We start from the raw sequence: 17777 nt of genomic DNA on the forward strand, positions 1-17777 counted from the left end.
ATCATGAGCGAACATATCGTTTTTCTCGACGACGACGGGCTTGCCGCCTCGACGCGTCTCAAGCGCCCCGACTGCGAACACACCTGGCAGCAGTTTGCGTACACCCATCCTGACCAGGTGCTCGAGCACCTCAAGGACGCCACCGTCGCCCTGACCTGCAGCGTGCCGCTGCGCGAAGAGCACCTGCGTCAGTTGCCCAAGCTGAAGATGATCTCGCTGGCGCTGACCGGCCGTGACATCGTGGACGTCGACTACTGCGATGCCCATGGCATCGAGGTCTCCAGCGTGCCGGGCTATGCCGCCAACACCGTGGCCGAGCACAGCATGGCGATGATGCTCGAGCTGTTCCGCCGGCCAGTGGCGTTCAGCCGCCTGATGCGCAAGGTGCAGGCTGGGCAGGCCGAGTACAAGAACATCTATTTCGACCACCGCATCCGTGATGTGCGGGGCAAGCAGATGGCGATCATCGGCAGCGGCCCGATTGCCCTGCGCCTGGCCGAACTGGCCCGGGCCTTCGGCATGGAAGTGCTGTTCGAGGACCGCGGCGGCAAGCGCCGTGGCGCCGATTGCCGTTCGCTGGAAAGCCTGCTCAAGAGCTGCGACGTGCTGTCGATCAATGCCCCGCTGACGCCAGAAACCCATGACCTGATCGATGCTGCAAAACTGGCGACCATGAAGCCCGATGCGTTGGTGATCAACACCGGACGTGGTGGCATCGTCAACGAGGCAGCCCTGATCGACGCCCTGCAAAACGGGCGCTTGGGTGGCGTGGCCCTGGACGTGGTGGAAGTAGAACCGCTACATCCGAGCAATCCACTGTTCCAGCTGATCGATCGCGACGATTTCATCCTCAACCCGCACATTGCCTGGAGCAGTGAGGATGCCATGCAGCAGTTGATGGATCGCGCCGTCGACAACATCACTGACTACGTTGCCCGCCACGCCACCGAGAAAAGGATCCGTACCGCATGACCATCGCCAGCAAAAGCAGCTTCGTCGACGGCGCTTTCGTCGCTCTGGATAGCGCCGCCGATATTCTCGAAAACCGCAATCCGTCGAACCCTGGTGAGGTCGTCGAGCGTTTCGTGCGTGCCGATCAGGCGCTGACCGAGCAGGCCATCGCCGCCGCCCGTCGTGCCCAGCCGGCCTGGGCGCGCAGCAACCCGCAGCAGCGCGCCGATGCGCTGGATTTCATCGGTACCGAGATCCTTGCCCGGCGTCAGGAACTAGCGGAGTTGCTGGCGCGCGAAGAAGGCAAGATCGTTCGTGAAGCCCTCGGCGAAGTCGACCGCGCGGGCCGTTCGTTCAAGTTCTACGCCCAGGAAGCGCTGCGCGCTGAAGGCGAGAAGTACCAGTCGGTGCGCCAGGACGTAGGCATCGATGTGTTCACCCAGCCGTTGGGCGTGGTCGGCATCATCGCGCCATGGAACTTCCCGATCGCCATCCCGGCCTGGAAGATCGCGCCAGCGCTGTGCTTCGGCAACTGCGTGGTGTTCAAACCGGCCGAACTGGTGCCGTCCTCGGCCTGGGCCCTTGCCGAGATCATCAGCCGTTCGGGCCTGCCAGCGGGCGTGTTCAACATGCTGATCGGCCCTGGCCGCAGCGTTGGCGACACCATCATCCGTTCGCCGCACATCGATGGCATCAGCTTCACCGGTTCGGAAACCACTGGCCGTCAGATCGCCAGGCTCGCGGCCGAAGGCATGAAGAAAGTCCAACTGGAGATGGGCGGCAAGAACCCGCTGATCGTGCTGGACGACGCCGATCTGGAGCAGGCGGTGGACGTTGCGCTCAATGGCTCGTTCTTCAGCACCGGCCAGCGTTGCACCGCCAGTTCGCGTGTCATCGTTACCGAGGGCATTCACGACGCATTCGTAGCGCGCTTGGCGGAGCGGACCCGAGCCCTGAAGGTGGGCGATGCATTGCAGGCTTGCACCGATATCGGTCCAGTCGTGGACAGTCGGCAGCTGGAGCAGAACCTGTCCTACGTGGCCAGCGGCCGCGAGCAGGGTGCGAAGCTGGTATGTGGTGGCGAGCGCATCGAAAACGAGGCGGGCGGTTACTTGTTCACACCGGCGCTGTTCACCGAAGTGACGCCCGAGATGCGTATCTACCGCGAAGAGATCTTCGGGCCGGTGTTGAGCGTGCTCAAGGTTCGTGATTATGAAGCCGCCTTCGCCGCTGCCGAAGATACCCAGTTCGGGCTGTCCGCCGGTATCGTGACTACTTCGCTGCGTTATGCCGAGCACTTCAAGCGCAACAGCTCGGCGGGGATGGTGATGGTCAACTTGCCGACGGCTGGAGTGGACTACCACGTTCCGTTCGGTGGCAATGGGGCTTCCAGCCTCGGGTCGCGTGAGCAGGGCACCCATGCCCGGCAGTTCTTCACCCGCGTCAAGACCACCTACCAATTGTCCTGATGGGGCCTATTCGCGGCGGTTCGGCGCCCCGATGAACCCGCTCCTACAGGCATTCACCGTTTCAACATGGATTGAGACCCTGTAGGAGCGGGTTTACCCGCGAATGCTGGCTGGCGGACCACACAGAAATACCCCCATTCAGCTGCTGGCCGTAATCTCGCATTCTTTGAGGTAATCCTCCTATTTCCTGAAGTCATGCAGGCTTACTCTGCAGCTAAGAGAGCGTGCGCACACTTTCGTATTACCCGTACCACCAGTTACTCACATTCTAAAAACAATAGATGGACTCCAAGTTCGCCATCGCCCATTCGTGTGCCTGGCATTCGAAGAGCCGTCTGCATTGCGCAGCAAAAGAGGCAACAGAACGTGACCAATAATCATAAGATTTCACTAGAAGACGCGCCGCTCAACAGCTTCCATAAAAAGCTGGCGATCTATTCATCGGGTGCACCGTTCCTGGATGGTTACATCCTCAGCATTATCGGTGTCGTTCTGCTTCAACTCAGCCAGGCCTTGCAACTGACCGTTCTCGAAGAGGGCATGGTGGCCGCGGCTTCGCTGATCGGCATGTTCTTCGGCGGTTTCGTCGGCGGCCTGTTCACCGACAAGCTTGGGCGCAAGACCTTGTACGTGCTGGTACTGGTTGCCCTGGCGGTATTCTCGCTCGGCCAGTTCTGGGTCACTTCCGCTGCGGCGCTGATTGGCCTGCGTTTCTTGCTGGGTGTCGCGATCGGTGCCGACCATCCCCTGGCCACCTCGCTGCTGGCCGAATTCCTGCCCAAGAAGCAACGCGGTTCGATTCTCGCCAGCCTGGTGATGATGTGGTTCGTCGGCGCTGCGGTAGCCTATGTCGCCGGTGAGTTCATCCTGCGCACCATGGGCCCGGAAGCCTGGCGCTGGGCGCTGGCCAGTGCGGTGGTGCCGGCGGTGGCATTCCTGGTGATGCGCGCCGGTACGCCGGAGTCGGCACGCTGGCTGTTGAGCAAAGGGCGCACCGCCGAAGCGGACCAGGTGATCAAGCGGGTCTACGGCGACGCGTTCTCCATCGCCGATCTGCCGGAACCGGTATCGCAACGCCGGGTGTCGGTGTGGCAGCTGTTCCACTCGCACTATGGCAAGCGCATCTTCTTCGTCAGCATCTTCTGGACCTGCTCGATCATTCCGCAGTTCGCCATCTACGCTTTCGCGCCGAAGATTCTCGCCGCGATGGGCCTGACCGGTGACCTGGCGGCCTGGGGCGCGGTGGCCATCACCATCATCTTCGTGTTCGGCTGCCTGCTCGGAGTGAAGCTGATCAACCCCATGGGCCGTCGGCGCATGCTCATCCACAGCTTCCTCTGGTCTGGCCTGGCGTTGCTCCTGCTGGGCCTGTACCCCGATGGCGCTGGCCTGGTCACCCTGGCGCTGTTCGGCAGCTATGCACTGTTCATCGGCGGGGCGCAGGTGCTGCAGTACGTCTACCCGAACGAGCTGTTCCCGACGGAAGTGCGCGGTTCGGCGGTCGGCCTGGCCACCTCGCTGTCGCGCATCGGCGCGGCGATCGGGACCTACCTGGTGCCGATGTCGCTGTCGTCGATCGGCATCGCCAACACCATGATCGCGGCCTTCGGCATTTCGATGGTAGGCCTGTTCTTCACCTGGCAGATGGCGCCGGAAACCCGCTCGCTCGACCTGGCGACGGCGAGCGCCGCCTGATCCAGCGTTTGGGCGCGCACTCTCACACGGGACGGGCAGGTTTGCTCAGATATGCAATGCATGCCCCAGTGCACGCAGTGCCGCTTCCTGCACCGCCTCGCCCAGCGTCGGATGGGCATGGATGGTGCCGGCGATGTCTTCCAGGCGTGCGCCCATTTCCAATGACTGGGCAAACGCCGTGGAAAGCTCCGACACGGCCACCCCGACCGCCTGCCAGCCGACGATCAGGTGGTTGTCACGCCGCGCCACCACCCGCACGAAGCCGCTTTTCGCTTCCAGGCTCATGGCCCGACCGTTGGCGGCGAACGGGAACTGCGCGACGATGCAGTCCAGGCCCTGTTGGCTGGCCTGCTCCGGCGTGGCGCCGACCACCACCACTTCCGGGTCGGTGAAGCACACCGCCGCGATAGCGCCGGGCTCGAAACGTCGCGCCTTGCCGGCGATGATCTCGGCGACCATCTCGCCCTGGGCCATGGCGCGGTGCGCCAGCATCGGCTCGCCAGCCACGTCGCCGATGGCCCAGACATTGCGCATGCTGGTCTGGCAGCGGGCGTCGATGGCGATCGCCGCACCGTTCATCTTGAGGTCCAGGCATTCCAGGTTGTAGCCCGAGGTGCGCGGGCGACGGCCCACCGCCACCAGCACGCGGTCAGCTTCCAGGCGCAATTGCCCGCCCTTGTCGTCGCGGGCCAGCAGGCAACCGTCGTCGTAGCCCTCTACGCTATGCCCGAGGTACAGCGCGATACCCAGTTTCTTCAGCGACTCGGCCACGGGCGCCGTGAGTTCGCTGTCGTAGGTCGGCAGGATGCGTTCGCGGGCTTCCACCACACTGACCTGCACGCCCAGCTTGCGGTAGGCGATGCCCAGTTCCAGGCCGATGTAGCCACCGCCGACCACCACCAGATGCTTGGGCAGGGTCTGGGGTGCCAAGGCTTCGGTGGATGAAATCACCGCGCCGCCCAGGGGCAGCATCGGCAGTTCGACGCTGTTCGAGCCAGTGGCCAGCAGCAGGTGCTCGCACTGGATACGCTGGCCGTCGACCTCGACCTGCTTGCCGTCGAGAATGTTCGCCCAGCCTTGGATCACCTTGACCCCATGTTTTTTCAGCAACGCGGCGACGCCTGTGGTGAGGCGGTCGACGATGCCGTCCTTCCAGGCCACGCTCTGGCCGATATCCAGGCGCGGCGAGGTGACGCTGATGCCCAGTGGCGACTGACCGGCCTGGCGGGTGGCCTGGTGGAACTGCTCGGCCACGTGGATCAGCGCCTTGGACGGGATGCAGCCGATGTTCAGGCAGGTGCCGCCGAGGGCCTGGCCCTCGACCAGCACGGTGGGAATGCCCAGTTGCCCGGCGCGGATGGCGGCCACGTAGCCGCCAGGGCCGCCACCGATGATCAGCAGGGTGGTATCGATGATCGGTTGCATGGTCACTCCACGAACAGGCAGGCAGGTTGTTCCAGCAGGCCGCGCACAGCCTGGATGAACAGGGCGGCATCCATGCCGTCGACCACCCGGTGGTCGAACGAACTGGACAGGTTCATCATCTTGCGCACCACGATCTGGCCATCGACCACCATGGGCCGCTCGACGATGCGGTTGACGCCGACGATCGCCACTTCCGGGGTGTTGACCACCGGCGTGCTGACGATACCGCCCAGGGCGCCGAGGCTGGTCAGGGTGATGGTCGAGCCGGACAGCTCTTCGCGGCTCGCCTTGTTGTTGCGTGCGGCGGTGGCCAGGCGCGAGATCTCGCCGGCATTGGCCCACAGGCTGGCGGCTTCGGCATGACGCAGCACCGGCACCATCAGGCCGTTGTCGCCTTGGGTGGCGATGCCCACGTGCACTGCGCCGTGGCGGGTGATGACCTGGGCTTCGTCGTCATAGGTGGCGTTGATCTGCGGGAAGTCGCGCAGGGCGACCACCAGCGCACGCACCAGGAACGGCAACAGGGTCAGCTTGCCGCGGCTGTCGCCATGCTTGGCATTGAGCTGCTGGCGCAGGGCTTCGAGGGCGGTCACGTCGATTTCCTCGACGTAGCTGAAATGCGCCACCCGGCGCTTGGCATCCTGCATGCGCTGGGCGATCTTGCGGCGCAGGCCGATCACCGGCACCTGTTCGCTGTCGGTGCGCTTGGCATAGCCGCTGGGCGCTTGCCCGGCGTTGCTCTGCGGTTTGCTCATGAAGGCGTCGAGGTCTTCATGCAGGATACGCCCGGCAGGGCCGCTGCCATGCACATAGCGCAGCTCGATGCCGGCATCCAGGGCGCGCTTGCGCACCGCAGGCGAGGCCAGCGGCTTGTCGCCTGGCTGGCGCGGCACGATCGGCGCGGCGACAGGCTCGGCCGGGGCCTGGTAGGCAGCCGCTTGTGGTTGTGGTTGCGCCTGTGGATGCGCCTGTAGCTTGCCGGCCTCGGCGGCAGGCGTTGCCTCGACCAGCTTGGCCTGTGGGATATCGACGTGGTTACCGCTGCCTTCGACCTCGATGCGGATCAGCTCGCTGCCCACCGCCATGACCTCTCCGGGCTGGCCACCCAGGGCCAGCACCTTGCCGCTGACCGGCGAGGGAATTTCCACGGTGGCCTTGTCGGTCATGACGTCGGCCACCACCTGGTCCTCGGCGATGACATCGCCGACCTTGACGAACCACTCCACCAGTTCGACCTGGGCGATGCCTTCGCCAATGTCCGGCATCTTGATGACGTGTGTGCCCATTCAGACCTCCATGACCCGTTTCAATGCCGCGCCGACCCGCGCCGGCCCTGGGAAATAAGCCCATTCCTGGGCATGCGGGTAGGGGGTGTCCCAACCGGTGACGCGCTCGATCGGCGCTTCGAGGTGATGGAAGCAGTGCTCCTGCACCAGCGCGACCAGCTCGGCGCCGAAGCCGCAGGTGCGCGTGGCTTCGTGCACCACCACGCAGCGGCCGGTCTTGCGCACCGAGTCGACGATGGTTTCCAGGTCGAGCGGCCACAGGCTGCGCAGGTCGATGACTTCGGCGTCGACGCCGCTTTCCTCGGCGGCCACCTGGGCCACGTAGACCGTGGTGCCGTAGGTCAGCACCGTGACGTCGTTGCCAGGGCGGGTGATCGCTGCCTTGTCCAGCGGCACCGTGTAGTAGCCATCGGGTACGGCGCTTTGCGGGTGCTTGGCCCAGGGCGTCACGGGGCGGTCGTGGTGGCCGTCGAACGGGCCGTTGTACAGGCGCTTGGGTTCGAGGAAGATCACCGGGTCGTCGCATTCGATCGAAGCGATCAGCAAGCCCTTGGCGTCATAGGGGTTGGACGGCATCACCGTGCGCAGGCCGCAGACCTGAGTGAACATGGCCTCGGGGCTCTGGCTGTGGGTTTGGCCGCCATAGATACCGCCGCCGCAAGGCATGCGCAGGGTCAGTGGGGCGATGAACTCGCCGGCCGAGCGGTAGCGCAGGCGGGCAAGCTCGGAGACGATCTGGTCGGAGGCGGGGTAGAAGTAGTCGGCGAACTGGATTTCCACGACTGGGCGCAGGCCGTAGGCACCCATGCCCACGGCGGTGCCGACGATGCCGCTCTCGGAGATCGGCGCGTCGAACACCCGCGACTTGCCGTACTTGTTCTGCAAGCCTTCGGTGCAACGGAACACGCCGCCGAAGTAGCCGACGTCCTGGCCGTAGATCACCACGTTGTCGTCGCGCTCGAGCATGATGTCCATGGCCGAGCGCAGGGCCTGGATCATGGTCATGGTGGTGGTGGCCATGGCGGTTTCCGGGTTGATGGCGTTGGTGTGGTCGTTCATCTCAAACCCCCAGTTCCTGGCGCTGGCGGCGCAGGTGGTCGGGCATGTCCTTGTACACGTCCTCGAACATCGAGGCAGCGCTTGGGATGTGGCCGTTGGCAAGGGTGCCGTACTGCTCGGCTTCCTTCTGCGCGGCGACCACTGCGGCTTCGAGCTCGGCGGTGGTGGCCTGGTGTTCTTCCTCGGACCAGTGGCCGATGTTGATCAGGTGCTGCTTCAGGCGGGCGATCGGGTCGCCCAGCGGGAAGTGGCTCCAGTCGTCGGCGGGGCGGTACTTGGATGGGTCGTCGGAGGTCGAGTGCGGGCCGGCGCGGTAGGTGACCCATTCGATCAGCGTTGGCCCCAGGCCCCGGCGGGCGCGCTCGGCGGCCCAGCGCGAGGCGGCGTAGACGGCGACGAAGTCGTTGCCGTCTACCCGCAGCGAGGCAATCCCGCAGCCCACGCCACGGCCGGCGAAGGTGGTGGCTTCACCGCCGGCGATGGCCTGGAAGGTAGAGATCGCCCACTGGTTGTTGACCACGTTGAGGATCACCGGCGCGCGGTAGACGTGGGCGAAGGTCAGGGCGGTGTGGAAGTCCGACTCGGCGGTGGCGCCATCGCCGATCCAGGCCGAGGCGATCTTGGTATCGCCCTTGATGGCCGAAGCCATGGCCCAGCCGACCGCCTGTACGAACTGGGTCGCCAGGTTGCCGCTGATGGTGAAGAAACCGGCCTCACGCACCGAGTACATGATCGGCAGCTGGCGGCCCTTGAGCGGGTCGCGTTCGTTGGACAGCAGCTGGCAGATCATCTCCACCAGCGACACGTCGCGGGCCATGAGGATGCTCTGCTGGCGATAGGTGGGGAAGCACATGTCGCTGCGGTTGAGCGCCAGGGCCTGGGCGCTGCCGATGGCTTCCTCGCCCAGGCTCTGCATGTAGAAGGACATCTTCTTCTGACGCTGGGCGACTACCATGCGGCTGTCGAAGATCCGCGTCTTGAGCATGGCGCGCATGCCCTGGCGGAGGATCTGCGGGGCGATGTCCTCGGCCCACGGGCCCAGGGCGTTGCCTTGCGCATCGAGCACGCGGACCAGGCTGTTGGACAGGTCGGCGGTGTCGGCGGCATCGACGTCGATCGGAGGTTTGCGCACTTGGCCCGCGTCGTTGAGGCGCAAGTAGGTGAAATCGGTCTGGCAGCCTGGCCGGCCGGTGGGCTCGGGCACATGCAAACGCAGGGGGGCGTACTCGTTCATGCTTTTTACGCTCGCTCGGATGTTGTTTTTGTGAGCACTGAAGCGGTCGCTGCTGGCTGCCGGCTCGTGACCAGCAGGTCAGCGTTGATTACATCTTAGAGGGACGGGCGGAGAATTTTTCTCTCAAGTTGATTGCCTTTGGCTGACAGCCCAGATAAACATTCCTCATAACCACAAAAAACCGGTGAATTTGTCTCATGCGTAAGCTCGACCGTACCGATATCGGCATTCTCAACAGCCTGCAGGACAACGCCCGCATCACCAACGCGGAGCTGGCGCGCTCGGTGAACCTCTCGCCGACCCCGTGTTTCAACCGGGTCAAGGCCATGGAGGAGCTGGGGGTGATCCGCCAGCAGGTGACGCTGTTGTCGCCCGAGGTACTGGGGTTGGATGTGAATGTGTTCATTCATGTGAGCTTGGAGAAACAGGTCGAGCAATCGTTGCATCGGTTCGAGGAAGAGATCGCCGAGCGGCCCGAGGTGATGGAGTGTTACCTGATGACTGGCGATCCGGACTACCTGCTGCGGGTGCTGTTGCCGAGCATTCAGGCGCTGGAGCGGTTTCTCGACTACCTGACGCGGTTGCCTGGGGTGGCCAACATTCGTTCGAGTTTTGCCTTGAAGCAGGTGCGCTACAAGACGGCGTTGCCGTTGCCGGCCAATGGGATGACGTTGCGCGAATAAGCCGGCTCAGGCCTGATCGCGACACAACCGCTACTGGACGCGCCCTTGCCCGGTTATTTTGCCGGGCAGGGCCTGCAACGCCAGCGATTTGCTTTTATGCTTGCCTGCAACCCAACCCGCCACCTGACCAGGGAGCCTCGCGGGACGTATGCGAAACATCTGGAAGTCTTTTCGCTCGCTGTACTTTGCCGCCCTGATGATGCTGATCGGTTCGGGTTTGTTGAGTACCTACCTGGCGCTGCGGCTCGCGGCCGAAAACGTCAACAGCCTGTGGGTCGGTGCACTGATGGCGGCCAACTATTTCGGCCTGGCGGTCGGTGGCAAGGTCGGCCACCGCCTGATCGCTCGGGTCGGGCACATCCGTGCGTATGCCACCTGTGCCGGCATCGTCGGCGCTGCGGTGCTCGGCCATGGCCTGAGCGACTGGCTGCCGGCGTGGGTCGGGCTGCGGATGATCGTCGGCCTGGGCATGATGTGCCAGTACATGGTCATCGAGAGCTGGCTCAACGAGCAGGCCGATGCCAAGCAGCGTGGGGCGGTGTTCAGCGGCTACATGATCGCCTCGTACCTGGGCCTGGTGCTCGGCCAGCTGATTCTGGTGGTGCATCCCCAGCTCGGCCCGGAACTGCTGATGCTGGTGGCCATGTGCTTCGCCCTGTGCCTGGTGCCGGTGGCGATGACCCGGCGTATCCACCCGGCGCCTTTGCGCCCGGCGCCGATGGAGCCGAAGTTCTTCATCAAGCGCGTGCCGCAGTCGTTGAGCACGGTGCTCGGCTCGGGGCTGATCGTCGGTTCGTTCTACGGCCTGGCGCCGCTGTATGCCTCCAGCCAGGGCTTGCCCACCTCGCAGGTAGGCCTGTTCATGGGCACTTGCATCTTCGCCGGGCTGGTGGTGCAGTGGCCGCTGGGCTGGTTGTCCGACCGCTACGACCGCGCGGTACTGATCCGCAGCGTGGCGTTGGGCCTGGCGTTGGCCTCGGCGCCGCTGGCGATCCTGCCCAGCGTGCCGCTGGAGCTGCTGTTCGGCATCGGCTTCGTCATCTCGCTGTTGCAGTTTTGCCTGTATCCGCTGGCGGTGGCGTTTTCCAACGACCATGTGGAAAGCGAGCGACGCGTCTCGCTGACGGCCATGCTGCTGGTGACCTACGGCGTCGGCGCCTGTATCGGGCCATTGGCGGCAGGTGTGCTGATGAAGTACCTCGGGCCGCAGATGCTGTATGCCTTCTTCGTGTTCTTCGCCCTGGTGCTGGTCTGGCGCATCCGGCCCAAGGCGGTCACCGGCCTGCACCAGGTGGACGACGCGCCGCTGGGCCACGTGGCCATGCCGGCCGCCGGTTCGCCACTGTCTGCGGCGCTCGACCCGCGGGTCGACGAGCAGACCGTGCAGGACGTGATGCAATCGCCGGTGGCGGCGGAGGATACCGAAGAACCCGATCAGGCCGAGCCGGCTGGCGAGGATCAGGCGCAGGATGAGATCAGCAGAACGGTTTGAGGTCAGGAGCGGCCAGACATGAAAACGCCACCCTGTGGGTGGCGTTGATGCATCTACCAGGCGCTCAGTAATCGTCTTTGTCGAACCGTCGCGCTTCGCGCTGCAGTTGGTAGACCAGGCTCTCGACCTTGCGCTGGGCCTGGCCGTTGAGGTTGTGGAAGCGCACGCCGGCGAAGGTGGTGTTGATGCGTTCCTCGAAGTGCAGGTGGCGCAGCTCGACCATGATGTCGGTCAGGCCCAGCGGGTTGCCGGCCTTGAAACGCTCGTAGACCTGGCCCAGTTGCAGGCGCTCTTCGACATTGCCCTCGAAACGCAGCTTGCAGCCGGTGGCGGAAATGTCCAGCAGCTTGCCGCGCAGTGCGCCATTGCCCTTGAGGTGGGTGCCGTCGAGGATGATGTCGAGCAGTTGCGACAGCTTCAGCGCCGCGCGGAAGGCGTTGCGGCGCTGGTGGTAGGTCATTTCCTCGGGCAGGCCGCCGCGGTAGCTGCGGTGGCCGTCGATTTCGGTGATCTTCAGCTCGGAGTGGCATTCCCAGGCGATACGCACGCCATCGTGGAAGCCTTCGACGCGGAACGGCTCGCCGTTCTCGATGAATTTTTCACCGTCGCGCGGGATCAGTTCGTCCAGCGCCAGGGTATTGGTGTCGCGGTCTACATGCACCACGTAGCTCTGGAACCGCTGGCTGCGCTCGGGGAAGGTGATGATCAGCGGATCATGGCTATCCATCAATTGGCGCAGGTTAGCCACGATCTCCAAAGGAGTGGTAAGCACCTTTGGCGGCTGCGGGGCATCGGTTTCATTGAACACGGGTTATCACTCTCCAGGCAAAAACGACACACGCAAGTAACGGCATTTTGCCAGTATGTTCCGTGCCTTGAATAGGAAAAATCACACCTGGCTGAGCGCCCGGGGCTTGGCCAGTAGGGAAGTGGCACCACGGCTGTTATAGAGCGATGGCGCATCGCCCCCCATCAGGACTCGAATCTGATTGGCCGTGGCATTCTGTTGAACCTGAATGATCTTGCCATTGGTCACGTTGACTTTCTGGCAGGCGTCCATCAGCTCGCTGAGCATTTCCAGGCGTTCGAGCATGATCTTGCCATTAGGCGATTTTGCCGCGACGGCTTGTACGCCGGCGTGATCGGCGCTGTGGCCGAGGCTCGTAAGCAATTGTCTACGCCGCTGCCCATGCTGTTCGAGCAGGATGATCAGGGACTGCTTGCGCGCCAGGATTTGCTCCAGCAGGGGCATGTTGCGCCCGTGCAGGGCGACCGATTCCTGGTTCAGAAGGTCAAGCAACTCCTGCATGGGGGCAAGGTCGTGTTCGATCAGTTGCAGCAGCGTAGTGTCGTGCATGGCTAACTCTTGGTTCTAGCGTCCGTGAAGCCAGCGCGCCTACAGGTCAGCGCTGGGCTTCGAAATCAAGCAGCTTGCTGGCGACCCGGTCGGCGTCGACCTTGTAGCTGCCGTCGGCGATCGCCTGTTTCAACTCGGCCACGCGGGCGCTGTTGACTACCGGCTGATCGCGCAGCTTGTCGGTGACCTGCTGCAACTGCTGGGCCTCTGGGCTCAGGTGTACCGATTCTCCGCTGGTGCTGGCGGTCTTGCTGGCCTCGACGGTTTCGCCGGTCTTTTCGGCGTTGCCGGAGGCGCTGTTGCCGCGCACGCCGCCCGTGATGGACGGAGAATTATTCAAACGACTGATGTCGATGACCATGATGAGAAAACCTCTGGGTATTGGGACGCTTGCCTTGTTTTCGGCCAACCCGAAAGAAACTTTAGCGGCAAATGCATTGCCGCCTGTCAGACGGCGAGCGGTCCCACGTATCGACACAGTTTAGGAAAAGCGGTTCCCCGCCGCCAGCCCTCTCTACATGGCGACCTCGACTTGGCCCGGGCCGGTGACCCGGGCCTTGATCACCCGCTTGGAATTGAGGTTGCGTACCCGGATCTGCTCGCTCAGGCCGCCTTTGCTCAGGGCTTCGCCGGGCATGCGCACGCTCAGGCTGCCACTGTGGGCGATGATCACCACATGGTCGCCCTTGCGCACCACCTCGGCCTGCTCCAGGTGCTGCGGGGTCAGTATCTGGTCGATCACCGTGGGGCGCAGCATCTTCATGCCAAGGGCCTGGTCCAGCGCAGTCAGGTAACCCTGGGTCAGGGTACCGACATCGCGTTCGCGCATGGCCACGTCGCCTTCGCCGATCACGTTTTCCCGCTTCAGCGGCCGCGTCACCACCACCACGTCGCGGAACAGCCGCACGGTGGCCGGGACGAACACCGTCCACGGCGCGCTGCTGTCACAGCGTACCCGTACCGTCACCCGGCCGATGGGCGTGCCGCTGCCTTCGAGCGACGCGTCGAGTTGCTGGCTGCACAGCGGCATGCGCAGGCGTGGATCCAGCGGGTTGACCTGGATCTCGTAGCGCCCTTCGGTCTGGGTGGTCGCCAGATAATCCTCGACGGTGAATTCAAGAAACCCCTGGGTGACACCGATAAGCTGTTCAGGCAAGGTGAACGCGACCGCCAGCGTGCGGCCGGCGCAAGCCAGCAGGCACAGTGCGGCCAGCGAGCCGCACAGCGCGCGCGTCAATCGTCGGGAAAATGTCGTTTTCGTGTACATGGCGCTCAAAAAAGCAAAGCCCGTGCCGACTCGGTATCGAGTGGCTATAAAAACGGGCTGATTCAAAAAAGGAGTCTGGCATGGCTGGTGTTATGGATTCGGTCAACCAGCGCACGCAACTGGTGGGGCAGAATCGCCTGGAGCTGTTGCTGTTCCGCCTCAATGGCGATCAGGTCTACGGCATCAACGTATTCAAGGTCAGGGAGGTGCTGCAGTGCCCGGAACTGACCGTGATGCCCAAGTCCCACCGAGTGGTGCGCGGCGTGGCCAACATTCGCGGGGCGACCATCCCGATCCTCGACCTGTCGATGGCGACCGGGTTGCCGGCGCTCAAAGAAGAAACCCGCAACAGTTTCGTGATCATCACCGAGTACAACACCAAGACCCAGGGCTTCCTGGTGCACTCGGTCGAGCGCATCGTCAACATGAACTGGGAAGAGATCCATCCGCCACCCAAGGGCACCGGTCGCGACCACTACCTGACCGCGGTGACCCGGGTGGACAACCGCATGGTCGAGATCATCGACGTGGAGAAGGTGCTGGCCGAAGTATCGCCGTCGTCCGAGTCGGTGTCGGCCGGGGTGGTCGATGCCGAGGTGCAGGACAAGGCCGTGCTGCTGCGGGTGCTGACCGTCGACGACTCGTCGGTGGCGCGCAAGCAGGTGACCCGCTGCCTGCAGACGGTGGGCGTGGAGGTGGTGGCGCTCAACGATGGCCGCCAGGCGCTGGACTACCTGCGCAAGCTGGTGGACGAAGGCAAGCGCCCCGAGGAAGAGTTCCTGATGATGATCTCGGACATCGAGATGCCGGAGATGGACGGTTACACGCTGACCGCAGAGATCCGCAGCGATCCGCGCATGCAAAAACTGCACATCGTCCTGCATACTTCGCTGTCGGGGGTGTTCAACCAGGCGATGGTCAAGAAGGTCGGCGCCGATGACTTCCTGGCCAAGTTCAAGCCGGACGACCTTGCCCAGCGCGTGGTCGACCGGATCAAGGCGACGCATTGAAACCGCCAGGGGCGACCCTGGCACCAGTGATTGAATTAGAGGCGGCAGCATTGTCTACGGGTAATTTGGATTTCGAACAGTTCCGGGTATTCCTGGAGAAGGCCTGTGGCATCCTGCTGGGCGAGAATAAGCAGTACCTGGTCTCCAGCCGTCTCAACAAGCTGATGGAGCAGCAGGGCATCAAGAGCCTGGGTGAGTTGGTGCAGCGTATCCAGACCCAACCGCGTGGTGGTCTGCGCGAGATGGTGGTCGATGCCATGACTACCAACGAGACGCTGTGGTTTCGCGACACCTATCCGTTCGAAGTGCTGAAGAACAAGGTCATCCCCGAGTTCATCAAGAACAACCCGGGCCAGCGCCTGCGCATGTGGTCGGCGGCCTGTTCGTCGGGGCAGGAGCCGTACTCGATCTCGATGGCCATCGACGAGTTCGAGCGCAGCAACCTGGGGCAGTTGAAGATGGGCGCGCAGATCGTCGCCACCGATCTGTCCGGGTCCATGCTGACCAACTGCAAGACTGGCGAGTACGACAGCCTGGCGATTGCCCGCGGCCTGTCCCAGGAGCGTCTGCAGCGCTACTTCGACACCAAGGGTCCGGGGCGCTGGGCGGTCAAGCCGGCCATTCGCAGCCGCGTCGAGTTCCGCTCGTTCAACCTGCTCGACAGCTATGCGAGCCTGGGCAAGTTCGACATCGTGTTCTGCCGCAACGTGCTGATCTACTTCTCGGCGCAGGTCAAGAAGGACATCCTGATGCGCATCCACAGCACCTTGAAGCCGGGGGGGTATCTGTTCCTCGGGGCTTCCGAGGCGCTCAATGGGTTGCCGGATCATTATCAGATGGTGCAGTGCAGCCCGGGGATCATCTACCAGGCCAAGTGAGTGTGGGGCGGGCATCCCGCGTCCGCATCGCGGGTGTTTTCTGGAAGCTGGTGCGATCCCTGTAGGAGCGGGTTCACCCGCGAAGCAGGCACCGCGATGAATGGCACGGGCTACGCCCGTGTTCGCGGGTTAACCCGCTCCTACAGAGGTAGCGCCAGCCGCGCGCTCTTGCTTACCCCGCCTTGCTGACGTCAATTTTTTGTTTTGCCGCTTTTGCCGCCCGGCAATTGCCGCTTTCGCGCCTCCCGGCGGAAGCACTTTGCCGCTTTTCTGGCATCGCCACTCCCGACGAATTCGCCCAAAGCCCCGCACTCAGAGGCTTTTGAAGGTTTGGCACAGCCCTTGCTATAGCTTGGCCAACGACACTCCGGTCAACCTTCGAAGGTTTCCCTGACATGAGCATCAGTTTCGACAAGGCGCTTGGCATCCACGAAAAGGCCCTGAGCTTCCGCGCCCAGCGCGCCGAAGTGCTGGCCAACAACATCGCCAACGCCGACACGCCCAACTACAAGGCGCGTGACATGGACTTCTCGTCGGTGCTCGCCGCCGAGAGCGACAAGCAGCAGAAGGGCCGCTTCGCCCTCGACCGGACCAACAGCAAGCACATCGAAGCCGAAGGGCTGGCCATGGCCGACGACACCCTGCAGTACCGCACCCCGACCCAGCCGTCGATCGACCAGAACACCGTGGACGCGCAGATCGAGCAATCGAACTACACCGAGAACGCGGTCGGCTTCCAGGCCAGCTTCACCTTGCTCAACAGTAAATTCAAAGGGCTGGTTTCGGCCCTGCGTGGAGAGTGACCATGTCCCTTGCCAGTGTCTTCAACATCGCCGGTAGCGGCATGAGCGCGCAGAACACCCGCCTCAACACCGTTGCCTCCAACATCGCCAACGCCGAGACCGTCTCGTCGAGCATCGACCAGACCTACCGCGCACGCCATCCGGTATTCGCCACCACCTTCCAGAACGCCATGGCCGGCAGCAGCCAGTCGCTGTTCGAGGATCAGGGCGAAGCCGGGCAGGGCGTGCAGGTCAAGGGCATCATCGAGGACCAGAGCAACCTCGAGGCGCGCTACGAGCCGAGCAATCCCGCCGCCAATAAGGACGGCTACGTGTACTACCCGAACGTCAACGTGGTCAACGAGATGGCCGACATGATCTCCGCCAGCCGTGCGTTCCAGACCAACGCCGACATCATGAACACCGCCAAGACCATGATGCAGAAAGTTCTGACCCTGGGTCAGTGAGAGGGATAGCCGATGACCACCACGACTGACGCCACCAGCGCTTCCGCGATCTACTCGCAGTACGCCCTGGCTAGTGATACCTCCAGCAGCACCAGTAGCACCGATACGCTGGGCAAAGATACTTTCTTGCAGTTATTGGTGACCCAACTGCAGAACCAGAACCCGCTCGATCCCCAGGACAACTCCGAGTTCGTCGCCCAATTGGCGCAATTCAGCAGCCTGGAATCGATGCAGACGCTGAACGACACCGTCGATACCTTGCTTGGCAACTACACCTCGACCCAGGCCCTGCAGGCTTCGTCGCTGGTCGGTCGCTCGGTCATCACCGAGGCGGACACGGCAACGGTCGCTGCCGGCACCGGCCTGACCGGGCAGATCGACGTGACCTCCTCGACCACCGGCCTGACCGTGAACGTGTATGACGCCGATGGCAACGTGGTGAAAAACATCGACCTTGGCTCGCAGAGCGCCGGTACGGTCAGCTTCACCTGGGATGGCACCGATAACGACGGGCTGGCAGTGGATGCCGGCACCTACACCTTCGAGGCCAAGGCCACCGTCGATGGTGAGGAGGTCGCCCAGACCACCTACCTGCCATCGGTGGTCAACAGCGTCACCGTGGGTAGCACTGCAGGTTCGTACACGCTCAATCTGGCAAGCGGCGAGAGCATCGCGCTTTCGGACGTCAAAACCATCGGATCGTAAGCCGGGCATCGGCACAG

At 63.5% G+C, this 17777-nt stretch carries 18 protein-coding genes; 10 read left to right on the forward strand and 8 right to left on the reverse strand.

Annotated elements, in window-relative coordinates; translation table 11 throughout:
• Positions 1–3 precede the first annotated feature (3 nt).
• From IAE37_RS14820 to IAE37_RS14830, 3 genes are all read left to right on the forward strand, one after another.
• Positions 4–972, forward strand: coding sequence for an NAD(P)-dependent oxidoreductase (locus IAE37_RS14820; RefSeq protein ID WP_201174761.1), 969 nt, complete (start codon positions 4–6; stop codon positions 970–972).
• The gene (locus IAE37_RS14825; RefSeq protein ID WP_201174762.1) at positions 969–2420 is read left to right on the forward strand and encodes an aldehyde dehydrogenase family protein; all 1452 of its coding nucleotides are present in this window, start codon (positions 969–971) and stop codon (positions 2418–2420) included. The genes IAE37_RS14820 and IAE37_RS14825 overlap by 4 nt, the downstream gene beginning before the upstream one ends.
• Positions 2421–2786: 366 nt before the next feature.
• The gene (locus IAE37_RS14830) at positions 2787–4115 is read left to right on the forward strand and encodes an MFS transporter (RefSeq protein WP_201174763.1); all 1329 of its coding nucleotides are present in this window, start codon (positions 2787–2789) and stop codon (positions 4113–4115) included.
• Positions 4116–4160: 45 nt separating this feature from the next.
• Here the strand turns inward: IAE37_RS14830 and lpdA are convergent, their stop codons facing one another.
• From lpdA to IAE37_RS14850, 4 genes are read right to left on the reverse strand one after another with little or no spacing between them, the layout of a single operon-like run.
• Positions 4161–5540 carry a dihydrolipoyl dehydrogenase gene (gene lpdA, locus IAE37_RS14835; RefSeq protein WP_201174765.1) on the reverse strand — a complete coding sequence of 460 codons (1380 nt, stop codon included), beginning with the start codon at positions 5538–5540 and terminating at the stop codon, positions 4161–4163.
• Positions 5541–5542: 2 nt separating this feature from the next.
• Positions 5543–6826, reverse strand: a complete 1284-nt coding sequence (locus IAE37_RS14840) for a dihydrolipoamide acetyltransferase family protein (RefSeq protein ID WP_201174766.1) — start codon at positions 6824–6826, stop codon at positions 5543–5545.
• Complete coding sequence (locus IAE37_RS14845) at positions 6827–7885, reverse strand: alpha-ketoacid dehydrogenase subunit beta (protein WP_201174767.1); 1059 nt, start codon at positions 7883–7885, stop codon at positions 6827–6829.
• 1 nt (position 7886) lies between these two features.
• The gene (locus IAE37_RS14850; protein ID WP_201174768.1) at positions 7887–9119 is read right to left on the reverse strand and encodes a 3-methyl-2-oxobutanoate dehydrogenase (2-methylpropanoyl-transferring) subunit alpha; all 1233 of its coding nucleotides are present in this window, start codon (positions 9117–9119) and stop codon (positions 7887–7889) included.
• Positions 9120–9316: 197 nt separating this feature from the next.
• Here IAE37_RS14850 and bkdR point away from each other — a divergent pair, with 197 nt between their 5' ends.
• Complete coding sequence (bkdR, locus tag IAE37_RS14855) at positions 9317–9802, forward strand: Bkd operon transcriptional regulator BkdR (RefSeq protein ID WP_201174769.1); 486 nt, start codon at positions 9317–9319, stop codon at positions 9800–9802.
• Between the two features lie 148 nt (positions 9803–9950).
• Positions 9951–11294: an MFS transporter gene (locus tag IAE37_RS14860; protein ID WP_201174770.1), complete on the forward strand. Its 1344-nt coding sequence runs from the start codon at positions 9951–9953 to the stop codon at positions 11292–11294.
• A 64-nt stretch (positions 11295–11358) separates the two neighbouring features.
• Here IAE37_RS14860 and IAE37_RS14865 read toward each other — a convergent pair whose 3' ends face one another.
• From IAE37_RS14865 to flgA, 4 genes are all read right to left on the reverse strand, one after another.
• Positions 11359–12102, reverse strand: a complete 744-nt coding sequence (locus IAE37_RS14865) for a flagellar brake protein (protein ID WP_201174771.1) — start codon at positions 12100–12102, stop codon at positions 11359–11361.
• Positions 12103–12183: 81 nt separating this feature from the next.
• Positions 12184–12651 (reverse strand): flagella synthesis protein FlgN, encoded by a 468-nt coding sequence (locus tag IAE37_RS14870; RefSeq protein WP_201174773.1) that lies wholly within the window; start codon positions 12649–12651, stop codon positions 12184–12186.
• A 46-nt stretch (positions 12652–12697) separates the two neighbouring features.
• Positions 12698–13012 (reverse strand): flagellar biosynthesis anti-sigma factor FlgM, encoded by a 315-nt coding sequence (flgM, locus tag IAE37_RS14875; RefSeq protein WP_201174774.1) that lies wholly within the window; start codon positions 13010–13012, stop codon positions 12698–12700.
• Between the two features lie 153 nt (positions 13013–13165).
• Positions 13166–13918 carry a flagellar basal body P-ring formation chaperone FlgA gene (flgA, locus tag IAE37_RS14880; RefSeq protein WP_201174775.1) on the reverse strand — a complete coding sequence of 251 codons (753 nt, stop codon included), beginning with the start codon at positions 13916–13918 and terminating at the stop codon, positions 13166–13168.
• An 80-nt stretch (positions 13919–13998) separates the two neighbouring features.
• Between flgA and IAE37_RS14885 the strand changes: the two genes are divergently transcribed.
• From IAE37_RS14885 to IAE37_RS14905, 5 genes are all read left to right on the forward strand, one after another.
• Positions 13999–14928: a chemotaxis protein CheV gene (locus IAE37_RS14885; protein WP_201174776.1), complete on the forward strand. Its 930-nt coding sequence runs from the start codon at positions 13999–14001 to the stop codon at positions 14926–14928.
• 50 nt (positions 14929–14978) lie between these two features.
• Positions 14979–15806, forward strand: a complete 828-nt coding sequence (cheR, locus tag IAE37_RS14890; protein WP_201174777.1) for a protein-glutamate O-methyltransferase CheR — start codon at positions 14979–14981, stop codon at positions 15804–15806.
• A 395-nt stretch (positions 15807–16201) separates the two neighbouring features.
• Positions 16202–16609 (forward strand): flagellar basal body rod protein FlgB, encoded by a 408-nt coding sequence (gene flgB, locus IAE37_RS14895; protein WP_201174778.1) that lies wholly within the window; start codon positions 16202–16204, stop codon positions 16607–16609.
• Positions 16610–16611: 2 nt separating this feature from the next.
• Complete coding sequence (gene flgC, locus IAE37_RS14900; RefSeq protein WP_201174779.1) at positions 16612–17055, forward strand: flagellar basal body rod protein FlgC; 444 nt, start codon at positions 16612–16614, stop codon at positions 17053–17055.
• 12 nt (positions 17056–17067) lie between these two features.
• Positions 17068–17760 carry a flagellar hook assembly protein FlgD gene (locus tag IAE37_RS14905; RefSeq protein WP_136915926.1) on the forward strand — a complete coding sequence of 231 codons (693 nt, stop codon included), beginning with the start codon at positions 17068–17070 and terminating at the stop codon, positions 17758–17760.
• Positions 17761–17777: the final 17 nt, after the last annotated feature.

This window comes from Pseudomonas sp. S31 (genome assembly GCF_016648105.1).
GTDB lineage: Bacteria > Pseudomonadota > Gammaproteobacteria > Pseudomonadales > Pseudomonadaceae > Aquipseudomonas.

Coding starts and splice junctions, on each gene's coding strand:
- IAE37_RS14820 (WP_201174761.1), top strand. CDS start 4: ATGAGCGAACATATCGTTTTTCTCGACGACGACGGGCTTGCCGCCTCG.
- IAE37_RS14825 (WP_201174762.1), top strand. CDS start 969: ATGACCATCGCCAGCAAAAGCAGCTTCGTCGACGGCGCTTTCGTCGCT.
- lpdA (WP_201174765.1), bottom strand. CDS start 5,540: ATGCAACCGATCATCGATACCACCCTGCTGATCATCGGTGGCGGCCCT.
- IAE37_RS14840 (WP_201174766.1), bottom strand. CDS start 6,826: ATGGGCACACACGTCATCAAGATGCCGGACATTGGCGAAGGCATCGCC.
- IAE37_RS14845 (WP_201174767.1), bottom strand. CDS start 7,885: ATGAACGACCACACCAACGCCATCAACCCGGAAACCGCCATGGCCACC.
- IAE37_RS14850 (WP_201174768.1), bottom strand. CDS start 9,119: ATGAACGAGTACGCCCCCCTGCGTTTGCATGTGCCCGAGCCCACCGGC.
- bkdR (WP_201174769.1), top strand. CDS start 9,317: ATGCGTAAGCTCGACCGTACCGATATCGGCATTCTCAACAGCCTGCAG.
- IAE37_RS14860 (WP_201174770.1), top strand. CDS start 9,951: ATGCGAAACATCTGGAAGTCTTTTCGCTCGCTGTACTTTGCCGCCCTG.
- IAE37_RS14870 (WP_201174773.1), bottom strand. CDS start 12,651: ATGCACGACACTACGCTGCTGCAACTGATCGAACACGACCTTGCCCCC.
- flgM (WP_201174774.1), bottom strand. CDS start 13,012: ATGGTCATCGACATCAGTCGTTTGAATAATTCTCCGTCCATCACGGGC.
- flgA (WP_201174775.1), bottom strand. CDS start 13,918: ATGTACACGAAAACGACATTTTCCCGACGATTGACGCGCGCGCTGTGC.
- IAE37_RS14885 (WP_201174776.1), top strand. CDS start 13,999: ATGGCTGGTGTTATGGATTCGGTCAACCAGCGCACGCAACTGGTGGGG.
- flgB (WP_201174778.1), top strand. CDS start 16,202: ATGAGCATCAGTTTCGACAAGGCGCTTGGCATCCACGAAAAGGCCCTG.
- flgC (WP_201174779.1), top strand. CDS start 16,612: ATGTCCCTTGCCAGTGTCTTCAACATCGCCGGTAGCGGCATGAGCGCG.
- IAE37_RS14905 (WP_136915926.1), top strand. CDS start 17,068: ATGACCACCACGACTGACGCCACCAGCGCTTCCGCGATCTACTCGCAG.